This is a genomic window from Ureibacillus sp. FSL K6-0165, assembly GCF_038004285.1.
Taxonomy (GTDB): Bacteria; Bacillota; Bacilli; order Bacillales_A; family Planococcaceae; genus Ureibacillus; species Ureibacillus thermosphaericus.
Map to the genome: position 1 here is coordinate 871,291 of NZ_JBBOQS010000001.1, position 22,404 is coordinate 893,694.

The 22,404-nt window shown below is 34.8% G+C and carries 20 protein-coding genes; 15 read left to right on the forward strand and 5 right to left on the reverse strand.

The features are described 5' to 3' along the window. Window positions 1–5: 5 nt before the first annotated feature. Together NST00_RS04355 and NST00_RS04360 are read right to left on the reverse strand one after the other, a co-directional pair. A complete protein-coding gene (locus tag NST00_RS04355; protein WP_016838358.1) occupies window positions 6–626 on the reverse strand; it encodes a DUF47 domain-containing protein in 621 nt (206 codons plus the stop codon). 214 nt (window positions 627–840) lie between these two features. Continuing rightward, window positions 841–2,004 carry a class I SAM-dependent methyltransferase gene (locus NST00_RS04360; RefSeq protein WP_340709665.1) on the reverse strand — a complete coding sequence of 388 codons (1,164 nt, stop codon included), beginning with the start codon at window positions 2,002–2,004 and terminating at the stop codon, window positions 841–843. Window positions 2,005–2,278: 274 nt separating this feature from the next. Here NST00_RS04360 and putP point away from each other — a divergent pair, with 274 nt between their 5' ends. The 9 genes from putP (at window position 2,279) to zupT (ending at window position 13,017) form a co-directional block, all read left to right on the forward strand. Continuing rightward, window positions 2,279–3,769: a sodium/proline symporter PutP gene (gene putP, locus NST00_RS04365; RefSeq protein ID WP_340709666.1), complete on the forward strand. Its 1,491-nt coding sequence runs from the start codon at window positions 2,279–2,281 to the stop codon at window positions 3,767–3,769. A gap of 107 nt (window positions 3,770–3,876) precedes the next feature. After that, entirely contained in the window at window positions 3,877–5,160 is a 1,284-nt protein-coding gene (hflX, locus tag NST00_RS04370; protein ID WP_340709667.1) for a GTPase HflX, read from the forward strand. A 348-nt stretch (window positions 5,161–5,508) separates the two neighbouring features. Then, window positions 5,509–6,996, forward strand: coding sequence for a peptide MFS transporter (locus tag NST00_RS04375; protein ID WP_340709668.1), 1,488 nt, complete (start codon window positions 5,509–5,511; stop codon window positions 6,994–6,996). Window positions 6,997–7,347: 351 nt separating this feature from the next. Beyond that, window positions 7,348–8,301, forward strand: a complete 954-nt coding sequence (locus NST00_RS04380) for an ABC transporter permease (protein WP_096549821.1) — start codon at window positions 7,348–7,350, stop codon at window positions 8,299–8,301. Beyond that, entirely contained in the window at window positions 8,291–9,247 is a 957-nt protein-coding gene (locus tag NST00_RS04385; protein WP_096549820.1) for an iron chelate uptake ABC transporter family permease subunit, read from the forward strand. Before NST00_RS04380 ends, NST00_RS04385 begins: the two co-directional genes overlap by 11 nt. After that, window positions 9,244–10,011: an iron ABC transporter ATP-binding protein gene (locus NST00_RS04390; RefSeq protein WP_096549819.1), complete on the forward strand. Its 768-nt coding sequence runs from the start codon at window positions 9,244–9,246 to the stop codon at window positions 10,009–10,011. Before NST00_RS04385 ends, NST00_RS04390 begins: the two co-directional genes overlap by 4 nt. 212 nt (window positions 10,012–10,223) lie before the next feature. Next, window positions 10,224–11,252, forward strand: coding sequence for a siderophore ABC transporter substrate-binding protein (locus NST00_RS04395; protein WP_096549818.1), 1,029 nt, complete (start codon window positions 10,224–10,226; stop codon window positions 11,250–11,252). A 476-nt stretch (window positions 11,253–11,728) separates the two neighbouring features. Beyond that, window positions 11,729–12,022 carry a phosphatase PAP2 family protein gene (locus tag NST00_RS04400; protein WP_340709669.1) on the forward strand — a complete coding sequence of 98 codons (294 nt, stop codon included), beginning with the start codon at window positions 11,729–11,731 and terminating at the stop codon, window positions 12,020–12,022. A 179-nt stretch (window positions 12,023–12,201) separates the two neighbouring features. Further along, window positions 12,202–13,017 carry a zinc transporter ZupT gene (gene zupT, locus NST00_RS04405; protein ID WP_340709670.1) on the forward strand — a complete coding sequence of 272 codons (816 nt, stop codon included), beginning with the start codon at window positions 12,202–12,204 and terminating at the stop codon, window positions 13,015–13,017. A 54-nt stretch (window positions 13,018–13,071) separates the two neighbouring features. Here zupT and thrB read toward each other — a convergent pair whose 3' ends face one another. Both thrB and thrC read right to left on the reverse strand, forming a co-directional pair. Then, the gene (gene thrB / locus NST00_RS04410) at window positions 13,072–13,989 is read right to left on the reverse strand and encodes a homoserine kinase (protein WP_340709671.1); all 918 of its coding nucleotides are present in this window, start codon (window positions 13,987–13,989) and stop codon (window positions 13,072–13,074) included. Then, the gene (thrC, locus tag NST00_RS04415; protein WP_016838346.1) at window positions 13,986–15,038 is read right to left on the reverse strand and encodes a threonine synthase; all 1,053 of its coding nucleotides are present in this window, start codon (window positions 15,036–15,038) and stop codon (window positions 13,986–13,988) included. Before thrC ends, thrB begins: the two co-directional genes overlap by 4 nt. Window positions 15,039–15,289: 251 nt before the next feature. Between thrC and NST00_RS04420 the strand changes: the two genes are divergently transcribed. From NST00_RS04420 to NST00_RS04435, 4 genes are all read left to right on the forward strand, one after another. Next, window positions 15,290–16,531: an MFS transporter gene (locus NST00_RS04420; protein ID WP_016838345.1), complete on the forward strand. Its 1,242-nt coding sequence runs from the start codon at window positions 15,290–15,292 to the stop codon at window positions 16,529–16,531. Window positions 16,532–16,720: 189 nt separating this feature from the next. Next, the gene (locus tag NST00_RS04425) at window positions 16,721–17,581 is read left to right on the forward strand and encodes a MurR/RpiR family transcriptional regulator (RefSeq protein WP_016838344.1); all 861 of its coding nucleotides are present in this window, start codon (window positions 16,721–16,723) and stop codon (window positions 17,579–17,581) included. A 148-nt stretch (window positions 17,582–17,729) separates the two neighbouring features. Next, window positions 17,730–18,656: a manganese-dependent inorganic pyrophosphatase gene (locus NST00_RS04430; RefSeq protein ID WP_016838343.1), complete on the forward strand. Its 927-nt coding sequence runs from the start codon at window positions 17,730–17,732 to the stop codon at window positions 18,654–18,656. A 466-nt stretch (window positions 18,657–19,122) separates the two neighbouring features. Then, window positions 19,123–19,266 (forward strand): hypothetical protein, encoded by a 144-nt coding sequence (locus NST00_RS04435; RefSeq protein WP_172597779.1) that lies wholly within the window; start codon window positions 19,123–19,125, stop codon window positions 19,264–19,266. 65 nt (window positions 19,267–19,331) lie between these two features. Here NST00_RS04435 and NST00_RS04440 read toward each other — a convergent pair whose 3' ends face one another. After that, complete coding sequence (locus NST00_RS04440) at window positions 19,332–20,714, reverse strand: FAD-dependent oxidoreductase (protein ID WP_340709672.1); 1,383 nt, start codon at window positions 20,712–20,714, stop codon at window positions 19,332–19,334. A gap of 125 nt (window positions 20,715–20,839) precedes the next feature. Here NST00_RS04440 and NST00_RS04445 point away from each other — a divergent pair, with 125 nt between their 5' ends. Continuing rightward, the gene (locus tag NST00_RS04445) at window positions 20,840–21,544 is read left to right on the forward strand and encodes a DsbA family oxidoreductase (RefSeq protein WP_340709673.1); all 705 of its coding nucleotides are present in this window, start codon (window positions 20,840–20,842) and stop codon (window positions 21,542–21,544) included. Window positions 21,545–21,663: 119 nt separating this feature from the next. Then, window positions 21,664–22,302 (forward strand): FMN-dependent NADH-azoreductase, encoded by a 639-nt coding sequence (locus NST00_RS04450; protein ID WP_340709674.1) that lies wholly within the window; start codon window positions 21,664–21,666, stop codon window positions 22,300–22,302. Window positions 22,303–22,404 lie beyond the last annotated feature (102 nt).

Consider the following 22,404-nt stretch of genomic DNA (forward strand, 5'->3'; position numbering starts at 1 on the left):
CGTTATTATGCATTGCGCATGATAATTGTTTCTAGTGTATTTGCTACGTCTTGGCAATGGTCAGCGATATCTTCCAGTTGGTTGTAAATATCTTTGTATTTAATTAAACGGATTGGATCTTTTTCATTTAAGAATAGTTGTTTAATGGATGAACGGGATACTTCATCACATTCGCGTTCATAGTCCTTGATTAAAATAATATGATTTCTCATTGAAGTTAAATCTTTTTTATTTAACAAGTCGATTGCTGATACAATTTCATCTGCACTTCTTGTTATGTATTTTAAAAATGTGCGCATTGACTCGTCTAATTCTGGAATGGAGAACATCTCTAAGTGAGCAAAACATTGCTCTATACCATCTAATACATCGTCCATTTTAATAGCTAATGCTAAAATATCTTCTCTTTCGATTGGTGTCATAAATGACTTATTTAACATGACGATAAGTTCGTGTATTAAATTGTCACCATCCGTTTCAAATTTTTTAACTTTGATACTTAATTCCTTTAAATCAGCAATTGAATCGATATTAAAGTCGTTAGCAAAGTGAACTGCATCTCGCATGTTTTCAGCAATTTTGTGTAATGACACAAAAAATGGATCTGATTTTTTTGGATTAAACATGAAAGTAATGCCCCCTGATATACGTTAGTTTTAAAACCTTTATTATGATAGCAAAAAAAATTCAAAAACTATAGAATGTAAATGCGGAAAATAACAAAATTTACATTCCTGTAATATTTATTTGGTAAGAATTAGTTATTGTGGTGAAAATAAGGAATATAAATAAGCATATTAATTGGCAGTGCCATATTAATATGCTTATTATGGATTGACTTTATGATAAGTATTCTTCAAGTTCCTTTTGCAAAAATGGCTTTGCTGATAAGAATTCAATAAAAGCTTTGTATCTTTCTAATTCGTTTTTGCCCGGTTTCTTTCCAGTATAAAAACCACGTATCAATATATTTTTAGGTGTATGCTCCATATCGATAAATTCCATTAACTGTACTTCATATCCGACTAATTTTAATATTTCTGCACGAATTGAATCGGTTGCGAGAGCGGCAAAACGTTCTTTGATTAATCCGTGTTGTGTCATGATTTCTAATTGCGGGGCGTTTAATTGACGATTCAATTCATGTTGACAGCATGGTACGCTTAAAATAACTTTTGCTCCCCACTTTACAGCTCGAGCCAGTGCCATATCTGTTGCCACATCGCAAGCATGTAATGTTACAACCATATCGACAGAAGTCTCTTCATCGTAATCATTTATATCTCCTACAATAAATTCTAAATTGTCATAATGTAAATCTTTTGCAATATTATTACATTCTTCGATTACTTCTTTTTTTAAATCGAGTCCTGTAACTTTAAGATCTAAACCTTTTTCGATTTTTAAATAATGATATAAGGCAAAGGTTAAGTAAGACTTCCCAGAGCCAAAATCGATAATCCGAATTTGCCGATTTTTCGGTAAGTAATTTAAGGAATCGTCAATAAATTCGAGGAACCGGTTGATTTGTCGGAATTTGTCGTATTTTTGTTTTTTGACTTTTCCATCAGGAGTTTGAACCCCAAGCCGCACTAAGAATGGATAAGGAGTTGTTTCATTCAGCAAGTAATTCTTTTTACGGTTATGGGCTAAAGACAGCTCTTTTTTCATTTTTGTTTGTTCTTCTTTCCAAAAGACTTTATTCTTTTTAGATAATTGGATTTGAATTAAGCGATCGGTGAATTGCCCGTGAAATTGTCTAAATTGCTGTAGCAACTCATCTAAATAGGGATGGAAATTTTCTAATAGGATATTTTTATGTTTTAATATCCTTTCATATTGATATTCGAGTTGAATATGGTATTGTCCCTTTATTTCAACTGGCTTTAATTTAACTCTTTTCAATTCATCTGATTTTTTCCTTGGTTGACTAATGGTTGCAGATATTAGTTTTTTATTAAAAATATGCTCAAGCAATTGTTGTTTCATATCAGTAAATTCCATGGATATCAAACCTTCTTCGTTTTAGGATAATCGACAATAGTTTAACACATAATACATTATTGTTATAGAAAAGGTCGGGAAAATTGTAAACCGTGTTGACGGAAAATTATTTTAAAACGGAAAATTATACAAAAAGAGAATTTTCCAAAAAAATATTATATCCAAAAAACCTATCCCTATGTTAAAGTATTGTTATAAAAGATTTCTTAGAAATCGACATTTTTTTCTCTATTTCGACACATTTTAAGTATGTAACAACAAGGAGGAGAATTTTATGAGTGAGTATGCTTTCCAAATGTTAGCGATCATATTATATATGATTGCAATGTTATTAATTGGTTGGTATGCATTCAAAAAAACATCTAACTTAAAGGAATATATGTTAGGTGGGCGCGGATTAGGGCCAATTACAACCGCTCTAAGTGCTGGAGCAGCCGACATGTCAGGTTGGTTATTGATGGGGTTACCTGGTGCCATTTATGCAGCAGGTTTAGTAGAAGCGTGGATTGCGATTGGTTTAACAGTTGGACAATATTTAAATTATGTTTTAGTCGCACCTCGTTTACGTGTTTATACGCAAATTTCCAAAGACTCTATTACAATCCCAAGCTTTTTAGATAACCGACTTCGTGACAATACGAAATTACTTAGAATTGCATCAGGAATCGTTATTCTTGTATTCTTCACGTTCTATGTATCTTCCGGTATGGTTTCTGGTGGTAAGTTTTTCCAAAGTTCCTTTGGATTTGATTATCACACTGGGATGATCCTTGTAAGTGCAGTTGTTATCATTTATACATTATTTGGTGGATTCTTAGCGGTAAGTTATACAGACGTAGTACAAGGAACGATTATGTTCTTCGCTTTAATTTTAGTTCCTCTTGTAGGCGTTTTCATTACAGGAGGATTTGGTGAAACTGGAAGCGCTATCACTGCTGTAAATCCTGAACATTTAAGTTTATTACCGTCAACAGCAGTAGCTGCAGGAATTATTTCTTCTGTTGCTTGGGGTCTTGGATATTTCGGACAACCACATATCATCGTTCGCTTCATGGCCATTAATACTGTAAAAGAAATGAAAAGTGCCCGTCGCATCGGAATCGGTTGGATGATATTAAGTTTGGTTGGTGCGATGTGTACGGCTCTTGTTGGGCTTGCTTACTTCCAACAAAACGGAATGACACTTGATGACCCAGAAACGATTTTCATTGTAATGGGACAAATTTTATTCCATCCATTTATTGCAGGTGTTTTACTTGCAGCCATTTTAGCGGCAATTATGAGTACGATTTCATCTCAATTAATCGTTACTTCTTCAGCATTGATTGAGGATATTTATAAAGCGTTGTTCAAAAAAGATGCTTCCGATAAGCACTATGTGACAGCTGGACGTTTAGCAGTATTACTAGTATCTATTATCGCAATGTTTTTAGCTTGGAATCCAAATAACTCAATTTTAGATTTAGTTGGATTTGCTTGGGCTGGATTTGGTTCATCCTTTGGTCCAATCATTCTCCTTGCTCTATATTGGAGAAAGTTAACAAACATTGGTGCATTAAGTGGAATGGTTGTAGGTGCTATTGTAGCATTCGTTTGGGGTCAATCCGCTACTCTTTCAGGCATGATTTATGAAATGGTTCCTGGATTCTTCTCTAACTTAATTGTGGCTGTTGTTGTAAGTATGATTACGTATAAACAAAATCCAGAAATTGAAGAAGAATTCAATCAAACATTAGAGGTTTTAAAAGCTGAAAAGCAAAAATAATGAGTTGCTAAGGAAGATCCACACCTTTGTGTTGTGGGTCTTTCTTTTTCTTTCGCAGGGTATACTGTATAATAACTGGATAAGACCCATGTTCGGAGGGAAGGATTATGACTCATTTAAAAGAAGTAGAGACGATTAAAGAGAAAGCTATTTTAGTGGGTGTCAACTTAAATGACCCAAATTTCGAATATTCAATGGAAGAATTGGCAAATTTAGCGGAAGCCCTTGACGTCGAAGTGGTAGGGCAAGTAACTCAAAATTTAGAGCGCATTAATCCATCTCATTATGTAGGAAAGGGAAAAGTAATAGAAATTAAAAATTTTTTTGATGAAGTTGGTGCAAACTTAGTTATATTCAATGATGAACTATCTCCTTCACAGATCCGAAATTTAGAAAATGATTTAGATTGCAAAGTGATTGACCGAACAACGTTAATTTTAGATATATTTGACCGCCGAGCAAAAACAAAAGAGGCTAAGTTGCAAGTAGAATTGGCGCAGTTGCAATATATGTTGCCTAGATTAGTTGGATTACATTCTTCTTTATCAAGACAAGCTGGAGCAACAGGTGGAGGTCTTCGAAATAGAGGACTTGGTGAGACAAAACTAGAGCTCGATCGACGGAAAATTGAAGACCAAATTACAAAGTTGCGAAAAGAACTAGAACAAATTAAAGAACAACGAGAAACTCAAAGAAAAAAACGACGTAAAAGTGAAATTCCTGTAGTGTCACTAGTTGGGTATACTAACGCAGGGAAGTCAACAATTATGAACCAAATGCTTGCGAAATTTGGGCAAGAGGACAAAGAAGTATTTGAAAAGGACATGTTGTTCGCAACGCTAGACACCTCAGTGCGAAAAATTGAATTACCGGATAAAAAACAATTTTTACTAACTGATACCGTTGGATTTGTAAGTAAGCTCCCCCATCAATTAGTAAAAGCCTTTCGATCAACATTAGAAGAAGCGAGAGATGCGGATTTATTGTTACATGTAGTGGATGTTTCTAACAGTGAATATAAGTTTATGATGGATGTTACGAATCGTACATTAAAAGAAATTGGAGTTGAAAATGTTCCAACCATTTACCTTTATAATAAATGTGACTTAGCCAATATTGCTTACCCAAAAGTTTACGGAGAAGACCTTTGGATATCTGCGAAAGAAGGCAAAGGATTGAATGAGTTAGTTGAATGTATTCGTAAACATCTTTTTTCAAATTATTACACTTGTGAAATGTTTATTCCTTTCAACCGGGGGGATATCGTATCCTATTTGAACGGGAATGCTTCAGTAAAGTCAACAGAGTATGAAGAAGCGGGAACAAAGTTAATAGTAGAATTGAAAGAATCAGATTATAAAAAGTTTGAAGACTTTGTAGTCAAGAAATAGTAGAAAGCGAGTGGAATCAAATTCCCCTCGCTTTTTTGGTATGTATAGACTTGATACATTCCAAACTACATAACAGGTGACAAATTATTAGAAGAAAAACTTTTTAAAGGATAGTAAATTAGTGAATTTGTTATATCCAAATAATAAAAAATGTGGTTATAAAGACATAAAACAGTTAAAATGATAAGAAATTTAGGAAAATATAAAATAAACTTAAAATTTAAACATTATACAGATATATTGAAAATGCTGTGGAAATTATTTAAAAATAGATATTGTAGTTGCTTCAGAAGTGATGAAATTTTCAGAAAAAAATAAAAAGTATAATAAAAGAAAGAAGGGAAAGATATGTTATCTAAAGAGGAAATTGTGAAATCCGTCCCCCAGAAAGGCTTTTTTGGACATCCTAAAGGATTATTTACACTATTTTTTACTGAGTTCTGGGAACGTTTCTCATATTATGGAATGCGCGCCATTTTAATTTTTTATATGTACTATGAATTACATGAAGGTGGATTGGGGCTTGAACGCGGAACTGCAAACTCCATTATGGCCATCTACGGTTCTTTAGTTTATATGTCTGGTATTATTGGTGGATGGTTGTCTGACCGAGTTTGGGGTCCTCGTAAGACGATGTTCTATGGCGGAATCCTCATCATGATCGGGCATTTCATTTTAGCTCTTCCACTTGCTTTAACAGGTCTCCTTATATCAATGGTATTTATCATTATTGGTACAGGTTTATTAAAAACGAATGTTTCATCAATTGTCGGCGAGATATACGCAGAAAAAGATAGCCGTCGCGACTCTGGTTTTAGTATTTTCTACATGGGTATTAACATGGGAGCATTTTTAGCTCCGTTTATTGTTGGGACTGTAGGGGAAACTTATAGCTTCCATTTAGGATTCGGTTTAGCAGGTATTGGAATGCTGATCGGTTTAATTATTTACATAGCCACGCAAAAGAAAAATCTGGGCTTAGCAGGTCTTCAAGTTCCAAACCCATTAAATGAAGCCGAGAAGAAAAAAGCGATTTTGAATTTCACAATCATTATTTTAGCGATTGTTGTTGTATTAGGCGGTTTGTATGCAACTGGCAATTTAACAATGGGTGTATTTAGTAAGATTATTACAACTTTAGGTGTACTAATTCCTACAGCATTTTTCATCATCATGTATAGAAGTCCAAAAACGACAAAAGATGAAAAATCTCGTGTGTTAGCATACATTCCTTTATTTATTGCCGCAGTAATGTTCTGGGCAATTCAAGAGCAAGGTGCAACAATTTTGGCAACTTATGCAGATACGCGAACAAATCTAAATGTTGGCGGCTTTGAATTAAAAGCTTCTTGGTTCCAATCGTTAAATCCATTATTTATTATTCTTTTTGCTCCAGTTTTTGCGTGGATGTGGGTAAAAATAGGTAATCGTCAACCTTCAACACCACTGAAGTTTTCCTTTGCACTATTCTTCGCAGGTGCTTCATTCTTAGTGATGATGATTCCTTCAAAACTGTCTGGTGGAACAGAATTAGTAAGTCCATTATGGCTAGTATTATCATTTTTCTTAGTTGTAATAGGGGAGTTATTGCTTTCCCCAGTGGGGCTATCGGCAACGACAAAACTTGCTCCACAAGCTTTTGCTTCTCAAACAATGTCTCTTTGGTTCTTAACTAGCGCGGCTGCACAAGCAATCAATGCACAGCTAGTAAGTATTTTTGAAGCCGTTACGGAAATTGTTTATTTTGGTGCACTTGGTGGATTATCCATTATTCTTGGTGTCATCATATTACTATTTACTCCGATTATTTCTAAAGCAATGAGAGGCGTAAAATAATAGGAAGGGGAGCCGTTTGATATTTTGAAACGGCTCCTTTGCGATGGGATAGATAGGTAGAAGTGTTTCAACTACCGCAAGGAGTAGAGATTTTAAATAAATCATAATTATGACAAGGTGAGGGGGCTTAGAAAGTATATGTTTTCTAGCCCCCCTCTTTTTTATTGTGTGGAAAATAAGAATATACAGTCAGGATGGTATATAAAATAAGAAATAACGCTAAAATTCATTTGATTTTCATTCTCAATTGTATTTGATTTTTATAGTTTTTCTCTTTATAATGATATTGTACTTGGTGATGAGAATCATTTTCATTAATGAGTACAGAAAAGAGAAAATTGGGGAGCAAAAATGAGACTATGGATGTTGATAGTAGCAGCAATCATCCTGTCATTCATTTCGCTATTCATTGGAGCAATCGATATAAAACCTACTGATTTACTAAACTGGGAATCACAAGAAACTCAAATATTTCTAATTAGTAGGGTTCCTCGATTACTTGCCATTATTTTAGCGGGTGCAGGAATGAGTATTGCTGGTTTAATTATGCAAAGTTTAAGTAGAAATAAGTTCGTATCACCTACGACAGCAGGTACTCTAGATGCAGCTAAGTTAGGGATTCTTATTTCGATTTTGTTATTCTCACAAGCTGCATATATGCAAAAAATAATTTTTAGCTTTGTGTTTGCATTTGCAGGTACGATTTTATTTATGCAAATTTTAGACCGCATCAAATTTAAAGATGTGATTTTCGTACCGTTAATCGGTATTATGTATGGAAATATTTTATCCTCCATTACGACGTTTTTTGCGTATGAAGGGGATTTGATTCAAAACATAAATACTTGGTTAATGGGTAGTTTTACACTCATTATTTCAGGACGTTATGAGCTGTTATATGTAAGTGTTCCTGCCATTATCTTGGCTTATTTATATGCGAATAAATTTACGGTTGCCGGAATGGGTGAAGACTTTGCAAAAAATTTAGGCTTAAGTTACAAAGCTGTGTTGAACCTCGGTTTAATTCTTGTGGCGACCATTTCTACGACCGTTGTTTTAACAGTCGGTGTAATACCTTTTCTAGGTTTGGTTGTTCCGAATATTGTGTCAATCTATATGGGGGACAACTTACGTAAAACGATTCCACATACAATTGTACTGGGAGTTGTTTTCTTATTAGTCTGCGACATTATTGGTCGAGTAGTGATTTATCCATACGAAATACCGGTCAATGTAACAGTTGCAGTAATTGGTAGTTTGCTCTTCTTAATTATGTTGTTTAGGGGGAGAGCATATGCGAAATAATGTTGTGAAATTAATAATATTAGCGATTATTGCAATCATTTGTATTTTATTTTATGGATTTTACGATATTAAAGGTGGATTCGATTATGCTTTCCCTCGACGTATGATGCGCGTTGGAGCAATGGTGATTACTGGTTTTGCAATCGCTTATTCAACGGTCATTTTCCAAACAATTACGCACAATCGAATATTAACACCATCGATTATGGGAATTGACTCCATGTACGAAGTGGTGCAAACCCTTATATTCTTCTTTGCAGGATCTGCATCAATCTGGGTAGTCAATCAATATTTAAACTTTTTCGCGGCGCTCGCCGCTATGATCATATTTGCTATTTTGTTATACCGTACATTATTTAGAGCAGACAAATATCCAATCTATTTGCTTTTATTAATCGGAATGATTATCGGAACATTCTTAGGTAGCTCCGTTTCATTCTTGCAAGTATTAATTGATCCAGTTGAATACTTGAGTTTACAAAACGTACTTTTCGCAAGCTTTATTAAAATTAAAGTTCAACTGTTACTTGTTGCAAGTATTATTTTAATCTCTGCCTTCATTATAGGTTTTAGAATGCTACATCAATTGGACGTTGCTACATTAGGCCGAGACAATGCTATAAATTTAGGTGTTAATTACGATCGTTTAGTGATGAATGTATTAATTTTAGCTTCAGTTCTTATTGCAACATCAACAGCATTAGTTGGTCCAATTACATTCTTTGGATTGATTGTTGCAAATCTATCCTATCAATTTTTTGTAACGTACAAGCATTCAGTTCTCATATTAGGAGCTGGTTTAATTGGTGTTATTGCGTTAGTCGGCGGGCAATTTATTGTTGAACATATTTTTGAAATGAAAACGACTTTAAGTGTCATTATTAATTTTATTGGTGGTATTTACTTTATATACTTATTACTAAAGGAAAGTAGGGCACAAGGATGATTGAAATTAAAGGGTTGACGAAAAAGTATGGTAATAAACCAGTTGTAAGTGATGTATCATTATCGATTCAACCAAAGGCTATTACTTCCTTTATTGGACCGAATGGTGCTGGTAAATCGACATTGTTGTCAATGGTTAGCAGGTTAATTGATGCTGATACTGGCGAAGTGTTATTGGACAAACAGAACGTAAAAAATTGGAAGTCTAATGAATTTGCTAAACGAGTTTCAATCCTTAGGCAATCAAACTTTCTTAACGTTCGATTAACTGTAAGGGAACTTGTGTCTTTTGGACGTTATCCATATTCAAGAGGAAGACTTACACCTGAAGATGAGCAATATGTGGACCAAGCGATTGAATACATGAATTTGAAGGGAATTGAAGATAAATTTTTAGATCAATTGTCTGGTGGGCAAAAACAACGAGCTTTTATTGCAATGGTTATTGCTCAAGATACTGAATATATTCTTCTAGACGAACCATTAAATAATTTGGATATGAAGCATTCTGTGCAAATTATGAAGATATTGCGCAAACTTGTTGATGAATTAAATAAAACGGTTGTAATTGTATTACATGATATCAACTTTGCTTCAGTTTATTCAGATTATATTGTGGCATTAAAAGACGGTAAAGTTGTGAAAAATGGGCCTACAGAGGAAATTATTAATTCAGAATCTTTACGAGAAATTTATGATATGAATATTCCAGTGCAAGAACAAAATGGTTGTCGCATTTGCGTATATTTTAACTCTCATACGTAATCATAATGATGATTTAGAAAAGCTTAAATGCTTTTCTAAATCATTTTAAAATGTAATACTTTTTAAATCATTTAATAAAAAATGTAAAAAAGTATATTGACGAACAATAAGCTAATGATTATAATTAGAGTCAGTTATTGATAATGATTATCAATATCAAATAGTATTGAAATATAAAATATAAAATATAAGGAATAGGAGAGAAAGTTATAATGAAGAACTGGAAATTATTCGCAGTTATTCTAACAATGCTTGTATTTGTTTTAGCTGCATGCGGTGGCAAAGAGGCAGAACAAAATACGGGCTCAAATACAGATGAAGGAAATACACAGGGACAAGCTCAAGAAGATGGCCGATTCCCAATGACAATTACATCTACAATTTCAGAAAGCAAAAACGAAGAAACTGGTGCAACTACTGTATTTGAAGATGTTGTTTTAGAAAAAATGCCTGAAAAAATTGTTGTATTTGACTATGGTTTCCTAGATACACTTGATGCTCTTGGTGTTGAAGGAATTGTTGGTGTTGCAAAAGATGGTACATTACCAGAACATCTTTCTAAATTTGCTGCTGACGAATATGCAAGTGTTGGTTCATTAAAAAGCCCATTACTTGAAGATATTGCTGAATTACAACCAGACGTAATCTTCATTTCTGGTCGTCAAGCAACTTTCTATGACCAATTAAAAGAGATTACTCCAAACGTAATTTTCGTTGGTACTTCTCAAGATGATTACTGGAACACATTCTTAAAATCAGTAGATATTGCAGCACAAATTTTCGATAAAGAAGAAGAAGCGAAAGAATTTTTAGCGAAATTCGATTCAAAACTTGAAGAAATTAAACAATTAGCAAGCCAATACAAAACTTCATTAGTTACAATGTATAACGAAGGTAAATTATCTGGCTTTGCTACAAATTCACGATTCGGTTATGTCTATGATATTTATGGATTTACTCCAGTAACTGAAGATATCGAAGCTTCATCTCACGGTTCAAATTTTGGTTTTGAAGCCATCTTAGAATTCGATCCAGAAGTATTATTTGTAGTTGACCGTACTGCAGCTGTAGGCGGACAATCAAACATCGAAGCTGACATGGAAAACGCAATTATCCAAAAAACACAAGCTTATAAAAACGGTAAAATCGTATACTTAGATGGTCCGCTTTGGTATTTAAGCGGTGGAGGCTTACAATCTGAACTTGCGAAAATTGATGAAATTTTAAATGAATTAAAATAATAAATCGTTTATCCAGTCATGGTCACCCAATACATCTTTGGGTGATCATTTTTTTGTCTGTTAACATTGATTTTGCAAATGTGATGAAATGAATCCATTATTACTGTTATTATTGTATAATATACTTTCGACTGAATAACATCTAAATTGCACAATATGTTAATAAGTAAATTTATTGTTATTATTAAGCTTTCATAAGGGTGATTTTTAATATTTTAAGGTGGAGAAGTTGATGAATAATCGTGTATTACTTTACATTAGTGGACTGTTTCATTTATTCCCTTTATTATTTTACGCTATACTAATGACACTTCTACTATCGTTTCATTTGATCAAAACATGGAATTATTATTAAAAGGTAATAAGTTTTTCAGCTTTTTCCACTATTTTGGTGAAATTTCACTAATAGATTTAATCGCTATTATTGTATTATTCATTTTATGGTTAAAGTTCAAAAATTACGAGGAATGCTTTTTGTGATTCTTACTATTCCGATTGGCCGATTGATCAATCATTTCGTAAAAGAATGGGTAGCACGTCCACGACCAGAAATAGCAGATCAAATGGCATCGTATAGCTTTCCATCTGGTCATGCTATGATGGGGTTATTGTATTTATTCACCATAGCTTATTTATTGTCTGAACTTACTAAAAATCATAAAAGTAAGTTGAGGTATTGGATTGGAGGATTGGTGTTAGCTATATTGACAGGATTAGCAAGAGTGGCGGAGAAAAATCATTTTGCAACAGATGTAATGGCTGGAGTTTAGGATTTACATGGTTTTGTATTTGTATTTTTTTGTATGAAAGTATTAAACGCTGATATAGCGTTTATTTTTTTGAAATAAGTTTTCTAAATCCACAAAATATAGATAAGGTAAAAAAAGTTGCACTAAGGAAAGTTCTGCGTATATAATAATATTAGGATATTAAAAGAAAGGATGTTCGAATGAGTAACATCGTATTAGCATTTAGTCTGACCTTATTTGCAGGGTTAGCAACTGGACTTGGTGCGCTTATAGCATTTTTTACCGAGAGAACGAATAAAAAGTTTTTATCTGCTGCTTTAGGTTTTTCAGCTGGCGTAATGATATATGTATCATTAATTGAAATTTTTTTTAAAGCGAAAGATGCATTAACGGTTGCTTTAGGAGAGTCGAAAGGGTATTGGATGACGGTGATCGGATTTTTTGGAGGAATGCTATTTATCGCTATGATAGATAAGGTGATTCCGAAAAAAACAAATCCTCATGAAGTAAAAACAGTAGAGGATGTTATGCAAGCAGAATTATCACCTAAGGAATTAGATGAAGCTAATTTAATGAAGGTAGGAATATTTACGGCACTTGCTATCGGTATTCATAATTTCCCTGAAGGGATTGCGACTTTTATGTCAGCAATACACGATCCGAGTGTGGGAATTGCTATTGCCATTGCCATTGCTATCCATAATATACCTGAAGGGATTGCTGTAGCTATACCGATATTTTATGCAACTGGTAAGAGGAAGAAAGCTTTTAAACTTTCCTTTTTTTCAGGACTTGCAGAGCCGATTGGTGCACTCGTTGCCTTTTTAATATTGATGCCGTTTCTAAATGACATTATGTTTGGAATAATTTTTGCAGCAGTTGCAGGAATTATGGTGTTTATTTCTCTGGATGAACTATTGCCAGCTGCGAAAAAATATGATGAGACCCACTCATCTATATACGGGGTGGTTGTGGGAATGGCGGTAATGGCGATAAGTTTAATTTTGTTGTCATAAAAGTATAACAGGAGTTGTTCTGAAGTAGGGAACTTTCGAACAACTCCTGTTTTATTATGCTTTAGAAACGCTTGATATTTCTTCAACATAAACGCCACATTGATCTGGTTTTGTCAGAATGATTTTATGTGTCGGGAATAATTCCTCCATTTTTGCAACAAATTGTTGACCTATGGAATTTGGAATTATTGAAATCATTGTTGGTCCAGCACCACTTAATGCAGTACCATACGCTCCAGCTTTTTTTGCTTCCTTGCGAATTTCATGGTAATAAGGGATAAGTTCTGCACGGAATGGCTCATGGAATAAATCAGATTCCATATATTTTCCGATGCGTTCATAATCCTTTGATACTAATGCTGCTGCGAGCATATTTGCACCAGCACTTGCTTGGACGGCATATGGTCTATGGAATGTTTTTGGCAACACATCTCTTGCTTCAGAAGTTTTTAACTTTACATTCGGAATAAATAATACAAATGATGCTTCAAGGTCATGGATGTGAATTGTATCAACATTGCCTGCTTCATCCATTGTTGAAATGGTTAATCCTCCTAATATAGAAGCAGTGGCATTGTCTGGATGGCCTTCAAACTGTGAAGATAGATTTAATTTATCTTGCACAGATAATTGAAGGTCACAAAGGAGGTTTGCAATTTCAATTCCTGCTACAATTGCTGCTGCACTACTGCCAATTCCTCGAGCAAAAGGCAGTTCACTTGTCATTTCGATACGACAGCTAGGCATTTCTCTGTTATATTGTTTTGCAGTTTCATGAGCGATTTTATAAATTAAGTGATCTTTTATTTCGAATTTTTTTGGTAACCCTTCTGATAAATGGATAATTTCCCATTCATCTTGAGGAGAAACAGTTAACTTTAAATAAAGTGATAGGCTAAGCCCTATAGAATCAAATCCCGGGCCTAAATTTGCAGTGCTTCCTGGAACTGTAATTTGCCATTTTTTACTCATACTAAACCCTCAATGTAGTTTCGAATTTCTTCCATGTTATTTTTCAAAGAAACGACTTCCACAGTCGATACATTCATAGCAGTATCAGGGTCTTTTAGCCCGTTCCCCGTAAATACAGTGACCACTGTGCTACCTTTTTCAATTTTTCCGTTATTTACGGATTTGATTACACCAGCAAGGGAAGCAGCTGAACCTGGTTCGACAAAAATTCCTTCACTTTTTGCGATTTCTTTATATGCAGCAATGATTTCTTCATCAGTAACGGAGTCGATTATTCCATTTGATTCATCGCGAGCCGCTTCAGCGAATTTCCAACTCGCAGGATTACCAATGCGAATAGCTGTCGCAACTGTTTCAGGATTGTCTATTGGTTGACCTTTTACAATGGCAGCTGCTCCTTCTGCTTCGAATCCATACATTTTAGGTAAACCACTGTTTTTTGCTTCATTATATTCTTTAAAGCCTTTCCAATAGGCAGTGATGTTACCTGCGTTACCAACCGGAATACATAAATAATCAGGGGCTTTTCCTAAAGCATCGACAATCTCAAAGGCAGCAGTTTTTTGCCCTTCTATACGGTACGGATTGACAGAGTTTACGAGCGTTACTTTTCCTTCTTCACCAATTTTACGAACGATTGAAAGAGCATCATCGAAATTTCCATCAATTTCAATGATTTTTGCACCATACATACAAGCTTGTGCTAATTTCCCAAGAGCGACTTTTCCTTTTGGAATAACGACAATGGATTGAATACCTGCGCGAGCAGCATAAGCGCTAGCAGCAGCAGATGTATTACCAGTAGATGCGCAAATAACACATTTTGCTCCTTCTTCCACAGCTTTTGCTACCGCAACGACCATTCCACGATCTTTGAAAGAGCCAGTAGGATTTAATCCTTCGTATTTTCCGTATAATTCTATGCCTAGTTTTTTAGATAAATTTCCTAAATAAATTAAAGGAGTATTTCCTTCATTCAAAGTTAATGTAGGTGTTTTTTCTGTCACAGGTAAAAATTCTTTATATTCTTCGATAAGACCTTTCCACATAGTAATATCTCCTTTTGTTTTCGCTGGATGAACATCTGTTTTTATATAAAAGACATTTTAGCGCACAATAATAGTATATTTCAATAGAAAACGAAAAATTTAAAATATTATATACACAAATTATTTTATCATTTTTATTAAACACAAGATAAATAATTACAAAAATAAATCAAATATAATACTTGCTAATAATAGTGAATGGGTTTAATGTAATAATATCATCTAAATTGTAAAGACAGGTGAAATAACAGATGGATAATAAGTTGTTGCAATCCAAGAAAGCCCGGACCATCTCTCGCAATAAATTGTTGGGGGTTGCTGGTGTCGGATGGTTATTCGATGCAATGGATGTCGGAATACTTTCATTTATTATTGCAGCACTAGCGGTAGATTGGGGTCTTTCCTCCAATGAAATGGGCTGGATTGGAAGTGTCAACTCTATTGGGATGGCCGTAGGAGCTTTTCTATTCGGATTGCTGGCAGATAAAATAGGAAGAAAAACCATTTTTATTGTAACACTATTGGTTTTCTCCATTGCAAGTGGTATATCGGCATTTACAACGACATTAGCTGCGTTTTTAATTTTACGATTTATTATTGGTATGGGACTTGGTGGTGAACTTCCTGTTGCTTCTACATTGGTTTCAGAAAGTGTACCAGCTAAAGAACGTGGTCGGGTAGTTGTATTGTTAGAAAGTTTTTGGGCATTCGGATGGTTGTTAGCTGCAATCATTGCTTACTTTGTTATTCCAAGTGATATATGGCCAATTGCCGGTTGGAGAGTGGCATTAATCATAACAGCTATACCAGCATTATACGCGGTATTTATTCGTTTGCATTTACCTGACTCTCCTCAGTTTGCCGCAAAACCTGAGGCGAAAAAACGCACTATTTTTCAAAATATAAGTGGTGTATGGTCAAAAAAATATGCGAAGTCTACCCTTATGCTTTGGGTTCTGTGGTTTTCCGTTGTATTTTCTTACTATGGAATGTTTTTATGGCTTCCAAGTGTTATGGTAGGAAAAGGCTTCAGCTTAATCTCTAGCTTTAAATATGTCTTGATTATGACCCTAGCTCAACTACCAGGTTATTTTACTGCTGCATGGTTTGTAGAAAAGATTGGGCGAAAATTTGTATTAGTTACTTATTTATTAGGAACAGCTGCAAGTGCTTATGTGTTTGGACAAGCAGAATCCATTACAGTGCTATTAATTTCGGGAATTCTTTTATCCTTCTTTAACTTAGGTGCTTGGGGAGCTTTGTATGCTTATACACCGGAACAATATCCATTAGTAATTCGTGGAACTGGCGCAGGGATGGCAGCAGCAATTGGACGGATTGGAGGCATTTTTGGTCCTTTGCTTGTAGGGTGGTTGCGTACGGCAGGATTTGATTTCGGATTTATTTTTGCTGTATTTTGCATTTCGATTGTAATTGGTGTAGCGGCAGTTGTTTTTTTAGGACAAGAAACAAAACAAATGGAACTAGAGTAAATAAATTGAAGGAAGCTTTTTTAAGAACAAAAAGCTTCCTTATAAGTTTGACAATTTAATGAATTTACTTAGTTACTCTTGAATATTTTTCTGAAAACTCATTGTATTCACTCATTATACATGCTAACCTACTTTCTATAATATTGCATACATTAAAGTAATTTCATGAAGGAGGAATTCATTAAGAAAATGGGCTTTTGTGATGAAGTGAAAAAACGCTTTATCCGACTTTCAAGGGGACAACGTAAAGTAGCGCAGTTTGTTATAGAAAATCCGAATGTAGTTGCTACTCATATTGCCTCTGAAGTAGGAAAAATCATCGGTGTAAGTGAGTCAACAGTGATTCGGTTTTGTTATGCAATGGATTTATCTGGCTATAGTGAACTGCAAGATAGAATTCGAAAGGATTTATTAGAATCGAAACATGTTTCGGCTGGCGAACAATTATCCATTGGAAAAAAACATGAATATTTATTCAGTGAAATAATGAATCGGGATGTAACGAGTATTTTAAATACAATACAATGTATTGATGCAGAAAGCTTTGAAAAAGCCACAATTTATTTACATGAAGCAGGGATCATTTATACGTTAGGTTATAGACAGTGCGCTCCATCTACATGTTATTTAACTTCAATGTTAGAAAATTTCGGAAAAAAGGTTACTCAAATCAAATTTAATGTTGAAGATATTGTAAACCAAATAAATAGAATGGATACAGATTCAGTATTGTTTGTAATCGCTTTAGATTCGGTATTAGAAGATATATTAACAATTGTTAAATTAGCGAAAAATAAAAAGGTCAAAATTATTGCTATAACAAATTCTTCCATATCCCCTGTACGTGATTATGCAAATATCAGTTTTGTTGCAGGGGCTCAAAAACAAGTTGCTTTAGAAGCAAATACCGCAGCTAATTCCCTTGTACACGCTCTCGTCGAAGGCATGACTCTACATAATAGAAATTATTATAAAAAATTTTTAAATTTAAATGCTCAATTAGATGATAGTCTCCAATTTTTAGAAAAACGAACGTTAACAATGAAATAGTGATACTTAAATGTTCGTAAAACTTTGAATTTTTCGAAAATATTTTTGTTTTTCATAAATTTTATGTGATATGTTACGTTTTTCTATTATAAGGAAGTTATGATAAAATAGACACGGACTATACACAAATTTAGGAGGAACTATTTGAATGAGCAAAGTAGTAGTTTTCGGACATAAAAACCCTGATACAGATTCGATTACATCCGCAATCGTTTATGCTTATTTAAAACAGCAACTCGGAGTAGATGCAGAAGCGGTAAGACTTGGTGAAATTAATAATGAAACAAAATATGCTTTAGAAAAGTTCGGTTTCGAGCCGCCAAGACTTATTTCAAATGTTGCAGAAGAAACTAGTGAAGTGATTTTAGTTGACCACAATGAGCGCCAACAATCTGCAGACGGAATTGAAAACGTAAAAATTTTAGAAGTTATTGACCACCACCGTATTGCAAACTTTGAAACGGCTGATCCGTTATATTATCGCGCAGAACCAGTTGGATGTACGGCAACGATTTTAAATAAAATCTTCAAAGAAAAAAATATTGAAATTCCTTCAAACATTGCTGGTTTAATGCTTTCAGCCATCATTTCTGATACGCTTCTATTCAAATCTCCTACTTGCACGGAAGAAGATGTACAAGCAGGTAAAGAGTTGGCTGAAATTGCAGGAGTGAATGCGGAAGAATACGGTCTTTCGATGCTAAAGGCTGGTGCGGATCTTTCAGATAAATCTATAGAAGATTTACTTTCTTTAGATGCAAAAGAATTTACTTTTGGCACAGTGAAATCCGTTGTTGCTCAAGTGAATGCAGTTGATGTGAATGATGTGTTGAACCGTAAAGAAGAATTAGTAAGTTTACTGAATAAGAATGTTGAAGAAAAAGGTTTAAACTTATTCTTCTTCTTCATTACTGATATTTTAAACAACGATTCCGTAGCAATAGTAGCAGGAAATGCTGCTCTAGATGCAGCAAAAGCATTTGGTAAGGAATTAGTGGATAACCAATTCGATTTACCAGGAGTAGTTTCACGTAAAAAACAAGTAGTTCCTGTGTTGACAGATGCATTAAGTTAATAAAAAACGGTGTTCAAGGTAAATCCTTGACACCGTTTTTTTTAGTGCGCCTGGCATGGGTGTAATCTATAGGGTGTAAGTCCCGAACTGTGAAGGCAGAAGTAACAGTTAGCTTAACGCAAGGGTGTCCGTGGTGACGCGGAATCTGAAGGAAGCGAGCGGCAAACTTCCGGTCTGAGGAACACGAACTTCATATAAGGCTAGGTATCATTGGATGAGTTTGCTAAACAAAACAAAGTCCTTTCTGCCAAAGGTGGTACAGAGTAAATGAAGCAGATAGATGGAAGGAAAGATTACATTCTTACCCGGGGAGGTCTGGCGGATATGTGAAGTACGCTTCATAACCTACTTAGTGATAAGTAGCTGAACCGTCAGAAGTCAGCAGAGGTCATAGTATTAGTTGGTTTAGAACTACTAAGAAGGACCGAACAATTAAGAGAGAATAGCCCTTGGCATTCAGTGAGTCATGATGAACACAGAAAACGTAGTACCTCACTTGAGGAAGGAAGCGGTGAATCCCGTGGGAGACCTCTTGGAGGGTGGAGTGACCACTGGCATAAAGAGAACAGCTATTCACGGAAGTTATAAAGACTTGCGTCAATCATCTTAATTGAACCGCCGTATACGGAACCGTACGTACGGTGGTGTGAGAGGACGGGAGTTAATCGCTCCCTCCTACTCGATTTCCAAAGATAGTGGATATACTGCTGGTCCTTCAATGACGTTGCCAAACTTATCGAATCGTGAACCGTGGCAAGGGCAATCCCACGTTTCATCCGCCTCATTCCATTGGGTTTTACAACCTAAATGGGTGCATTTTGGAGCTTCAATTCGCATTAAATAACCTTCTGCGAGATTTGATACTGTAAAGCCAATTGCCTTCAACATTCGCATAAAAGTTTTTCCGAACATATTTCTCGAAGGACTATAAAGATATTGGGCAGGGTGTTGGCCTTCCGTAATTTGTGTCGAAATTATTTCACCTGCAACAAGCGAGTTGGAAAGCCCCCATTTCCGATAACCAGTAGCGATATATATACGCGGTTCACTTTCTGAAATGCGTCCTACGTAAGGAATATAATCTGCTGTATTTGGATCTTGTGCACTCCATAAATATTCAGGTTTAGGCATATCGAAAGTTGACATAAGTTCTTTTTCTAACATTTCATAATAAAATTGTGTGTTTTGGACAGCACCTGCAACATGGGAGCTACCTCCGAAAATGAAGTATGGTTGATGATCGATTAAAGCTGTTCGAATTGTTCGGGAAGATTGATCGGTAGATAAATATTGGCCTTTCAATATCTCCGCAGTTTTGGTTGCCATTAAATAAGAACGGTCAATAGATAATTTGGCGATTTGCAGCCCCTTTATTGCCTCGATTGGATAATGGGTAGCAAGCACAATTGATTTGAAGTTTACTTCAAAATTATTCTCCGTTAAAAGGCGATTTTCATCAATAATTAATTTTGTTACCCTTGTATTTACAAATAGTTTTGCTCCCGCTTTTAATGCTAATTTTGCAAAATGATTCGTAAATTTCGTCGGATGGATTTGATAGGTATTTTCCATTTTTAATGCAGTGATAACATCAAAAGGCAGTTCAGTATCAGTTGTTTCGATTCCTTGTATACCTATTTTCTTGTAAGCCTCTATTTCTTTCTTGATTTTTTCCGCACCCTGTTCTGTTGTTGCATATAAATAAGAATCAACTCGTTGGAATGTATCCGCTGTTGCATCATGAAGTGCGTTTTCAATAGCCGTTGCATTGGCATCATAATAGGTGCGCACTTCTTCTTCATTAAAAGTGTTCAGTAATAAATCATAAACTGCACCATGTTGGGGAGTTAGTTTTCCCGTAGAGTGACCTGTTGTACCATTCGCAACAGAAGATTTCGCTTCTAGCAAAACAACATCTATCCCTTTATTTGCAAGTAGATAGGCAGTATAGACCCCCGTTAATCCACCGCCAACTATACATACATCGCAGTTCAGGGAAGCGGATAATGATGTTAAAGATAAAGGGGTTACATTATGTAACCAAAGCGAATTCTGCATGAAAATCCCCCTAAAAATGTGTTTTTTACGAGTATGTAAAAAAAATCACTACATTATTCAGTAGGAGCATATATTTTGTTGTTTTAAGAGGATACAAGTAAAATAGCGAAAAAGGAGGAAAAGAAATGAAAGTAGAAGTTTGGTCAGATTTCGTTTGTCCATTTTGTTATATCGGAAAGAAGCAGTTGGAGAAAGCAATTCAAGATACAGGGTATTTTGGACAAGTGGAAGTAGAATTAAAAAGCTTTTTATTAGATCCTACAACATTAGAAGATTCGGATGAGTACATTTATAAGCATCTATCAAAAAAATATGGGATGCCGATTGATGAAGTAATGAAAATGACAAACAGTGTTGTACAGCGGGCGAATGAAGTAGGACTTCAATATAATTTTGATGAACTAAAAACAGCAAATACTTTAAAGGCTCATCGATTGTCAAAATGGGCTTATTCAAAAGGAAAAGGTATAGAGTTCAGTGAACGGGTATTCCATGCGTATTTCATTGAAGGGAAAGCTATTGGAAAAGAAGATGTGTTAATCAAATTGGCAGAAGAAGTTGGACTTGAGAGTAAAGAAGTAGAAGAAATATTGAAGAGCAATCGATTTTCTGAAGAAGTCGAAAAAGATATTCAACAAGCTCAAATTTACGGTATTCAGGGTGTTCCATTTTTTGTATTTGAAAACAAATATGCAATCTCAGGAGCACAACCTCAAGAGTTATTTGAGCAGACAGTAAAGAAAGTAGCTGAAGAAAAGGGATTAAAACCATCATTACAAATGCTCGGCGGAGACGGAGATATTTGCTCGGATGGACATTGCGATATTTAATTTCAGCCAAAAGTATGAGTGTTATTTGCTTGATAAAATGAATCCCCCCTTTTATACTTGATTTTATGAATCTTGAATTTGAGATGTTTTAAATTAAAGAAAGGGAGCATATATACATCATGAAAAATGTGTTAGTAATTAAAGCAAATAACCGTCCAGACGGAATTTCAACAAAAATGTTTGAAACATATATTGAAGAAGCGAAGAAAATTGAAAATATTAATCTAAAAATATACGATGTTTTCGAAGAAGATATGCCATATTTCGGTCAACAATTATTCGATGCATTGGCAAAACAAAACGAAGGTAAAGAATTAACGGAATCAGAGTCTCATTTACTAGCTGCGAAGAAAAAAGCGATGGATTTAGTAAAAGAAGCAGAAGTAATCGTTGTTGCTTTCCCATTATGGAATTTAACAATTCCTGCACCTTTACACACATTCATTGACTATATTTATCAAGCAGGATTTATGTTTAAATATAATGAAAAAGGGCAACTAGTACAGTTATTAACAGATAAAAAATTCGTCATTTTGAACGCACGAGGTGGATATTACTCATCACCAGAAGCTCAACCTATGGAAATGAGTGTAAATTATATTAAAAATGTTCTTGGGAATATTGCGGGAATGGAGCTTCTTGATGAAGTGATTATTGAAGGCCATAACGCTGAACCAAATCGAGCAAATGAAATAATTGAAGCAGGTTTAGAACAAGTAAAAGCTTCTGTTCAAAAACTAGTACCAGTAGCAGTTTAAAAGAAAAAGAGGTGCCTGGAGTGATTTCAAGGCACCTCTTTATTGTAGTGCGCCTGGCATGGGTGTAATCTATAGGGTGTAAGTCCCGAACTGTGAAGGCAG

Coding starts and splice junctions, on each gene's coding strand:
- NST00_RS04355 (WP_016838358.1), bottom strand. CDS start 626: ATGTTTAATCCAAAAAAATCAGATCCATTTTTTGTGTCATTACACAAA.
- NST00_RS04360 (WP_340709665.1), bottom strand. CDS start 2,004: ATGGAATTTACTGATATGAAACAACAATTGCTTGAGCATATTTTTAAT.
- putP (WP_340709666.1), top strand. CDS start 2,279: ATGAGTGAGTATGCTTTCCAAATGTTAGCGATCATATTATATATGATT.
- hflX (WP_340709667.1), top strand. CDS start 3,877: ATGACTCATTTAAAAGAAGTAGAGACGATTAAAGAGAAAGCTATTTTA.
- NST00_RS04375 (WP_340709668.1), top strand. CDS start 5,509: ATGTTATCTAAAGAGGAAATTGTGAAATCCGTCCCCCAGAAAGGCTTT.
- NST00_RS04380 (WP_096549821.1), top strand. CDS start 7,348: ATGAGACTATGGATGTTGATAGTAGCAGCAATCATCCTGTCATTCATT.
- NST00_RS04385 (WP_096549820.1), top strand. CDS start 8,291: ATGCGAAATAATGTTGTGAAATTAATAATATTAGCGATTATTGCAATC.
- NST00_RS04390 (WP_096549819.1), top strand. CDS start 9,244: ATGATTGAAATTAAAGGGTTGACGAAAAAGTATGGTAATAAACCAGTT.
- NST00_RS04395 (WP_096549818.1), top strand. CDS start 10,224: ATGAAGAACTGGAAATTATTCGCAGTTATTCTAACAATGCTTGTATTT.
- zupT (WP_340709670.1), top strand. CDS start 12,202: ATGAGTAACATCGTATTAGCATTTAGTCTGACCTTATTTGCAGGGTTA.
- thrB (WP_340709671.1), bottom strand. CDS start 13,989: ATGAGTAAAAAATGGCAAATTACAGTTCCAGGAAGCACTGCAAATTTA.
- thrC (WP_016838346.1), bottom strand. CDS start 15,038: ATGTGGAAAGGTCTTATCGAAGAATATAAAGAATTTTTACCTGTGACA.
- NST00_RS04420 (WP_016838345.1), top strand. CDS start 15,290: ATGGATAATAAGTTGTTGCAATCCAAGAAAGCCCGGACCATCTCTCGC.
- NST00_RS04425 (WP_016838344.1), top strand. CDS start 16,721: ATGGGCTTTTGTGATGAAGTGAAAAAACGCTTTATCCGACTTTCAAGG.
- NST00_RS04430 (WP_016838343.1), top strand. CDS start 17,730: ATGAGCAAAGTAGTAGTTTTCGGACATAAAAACCCTGATACAGATTCG.
- NST00_RS04435 (WP_172597779.1), top strand. CDS start 19,123: ATGATGAACACAGAAAACGTAGTACCTCACTTGAGGAAGGAAGCGGTG.
- NST00_RS04440 (WP_340709672.1), bottom strand. CDS start 20,714: ATGCAGAATTCGCTTTGGTTACATAATGTAACCCCTTTATCTTTAACA.
- NST00_RS04445 (WP_340709673.1), top strand. CDS start 20,840: ATGAAAGTAGAAGTTTGGTCAGATTTCGTTTGTCCATTTTGTTATATC.
- NST00_RS04450 (WP_340709674.1), top strand. CDS start 21,664: ATGAAAAATGTGTTAGTAATTAAAGCAAATAACCGTCCAGACGGAATT.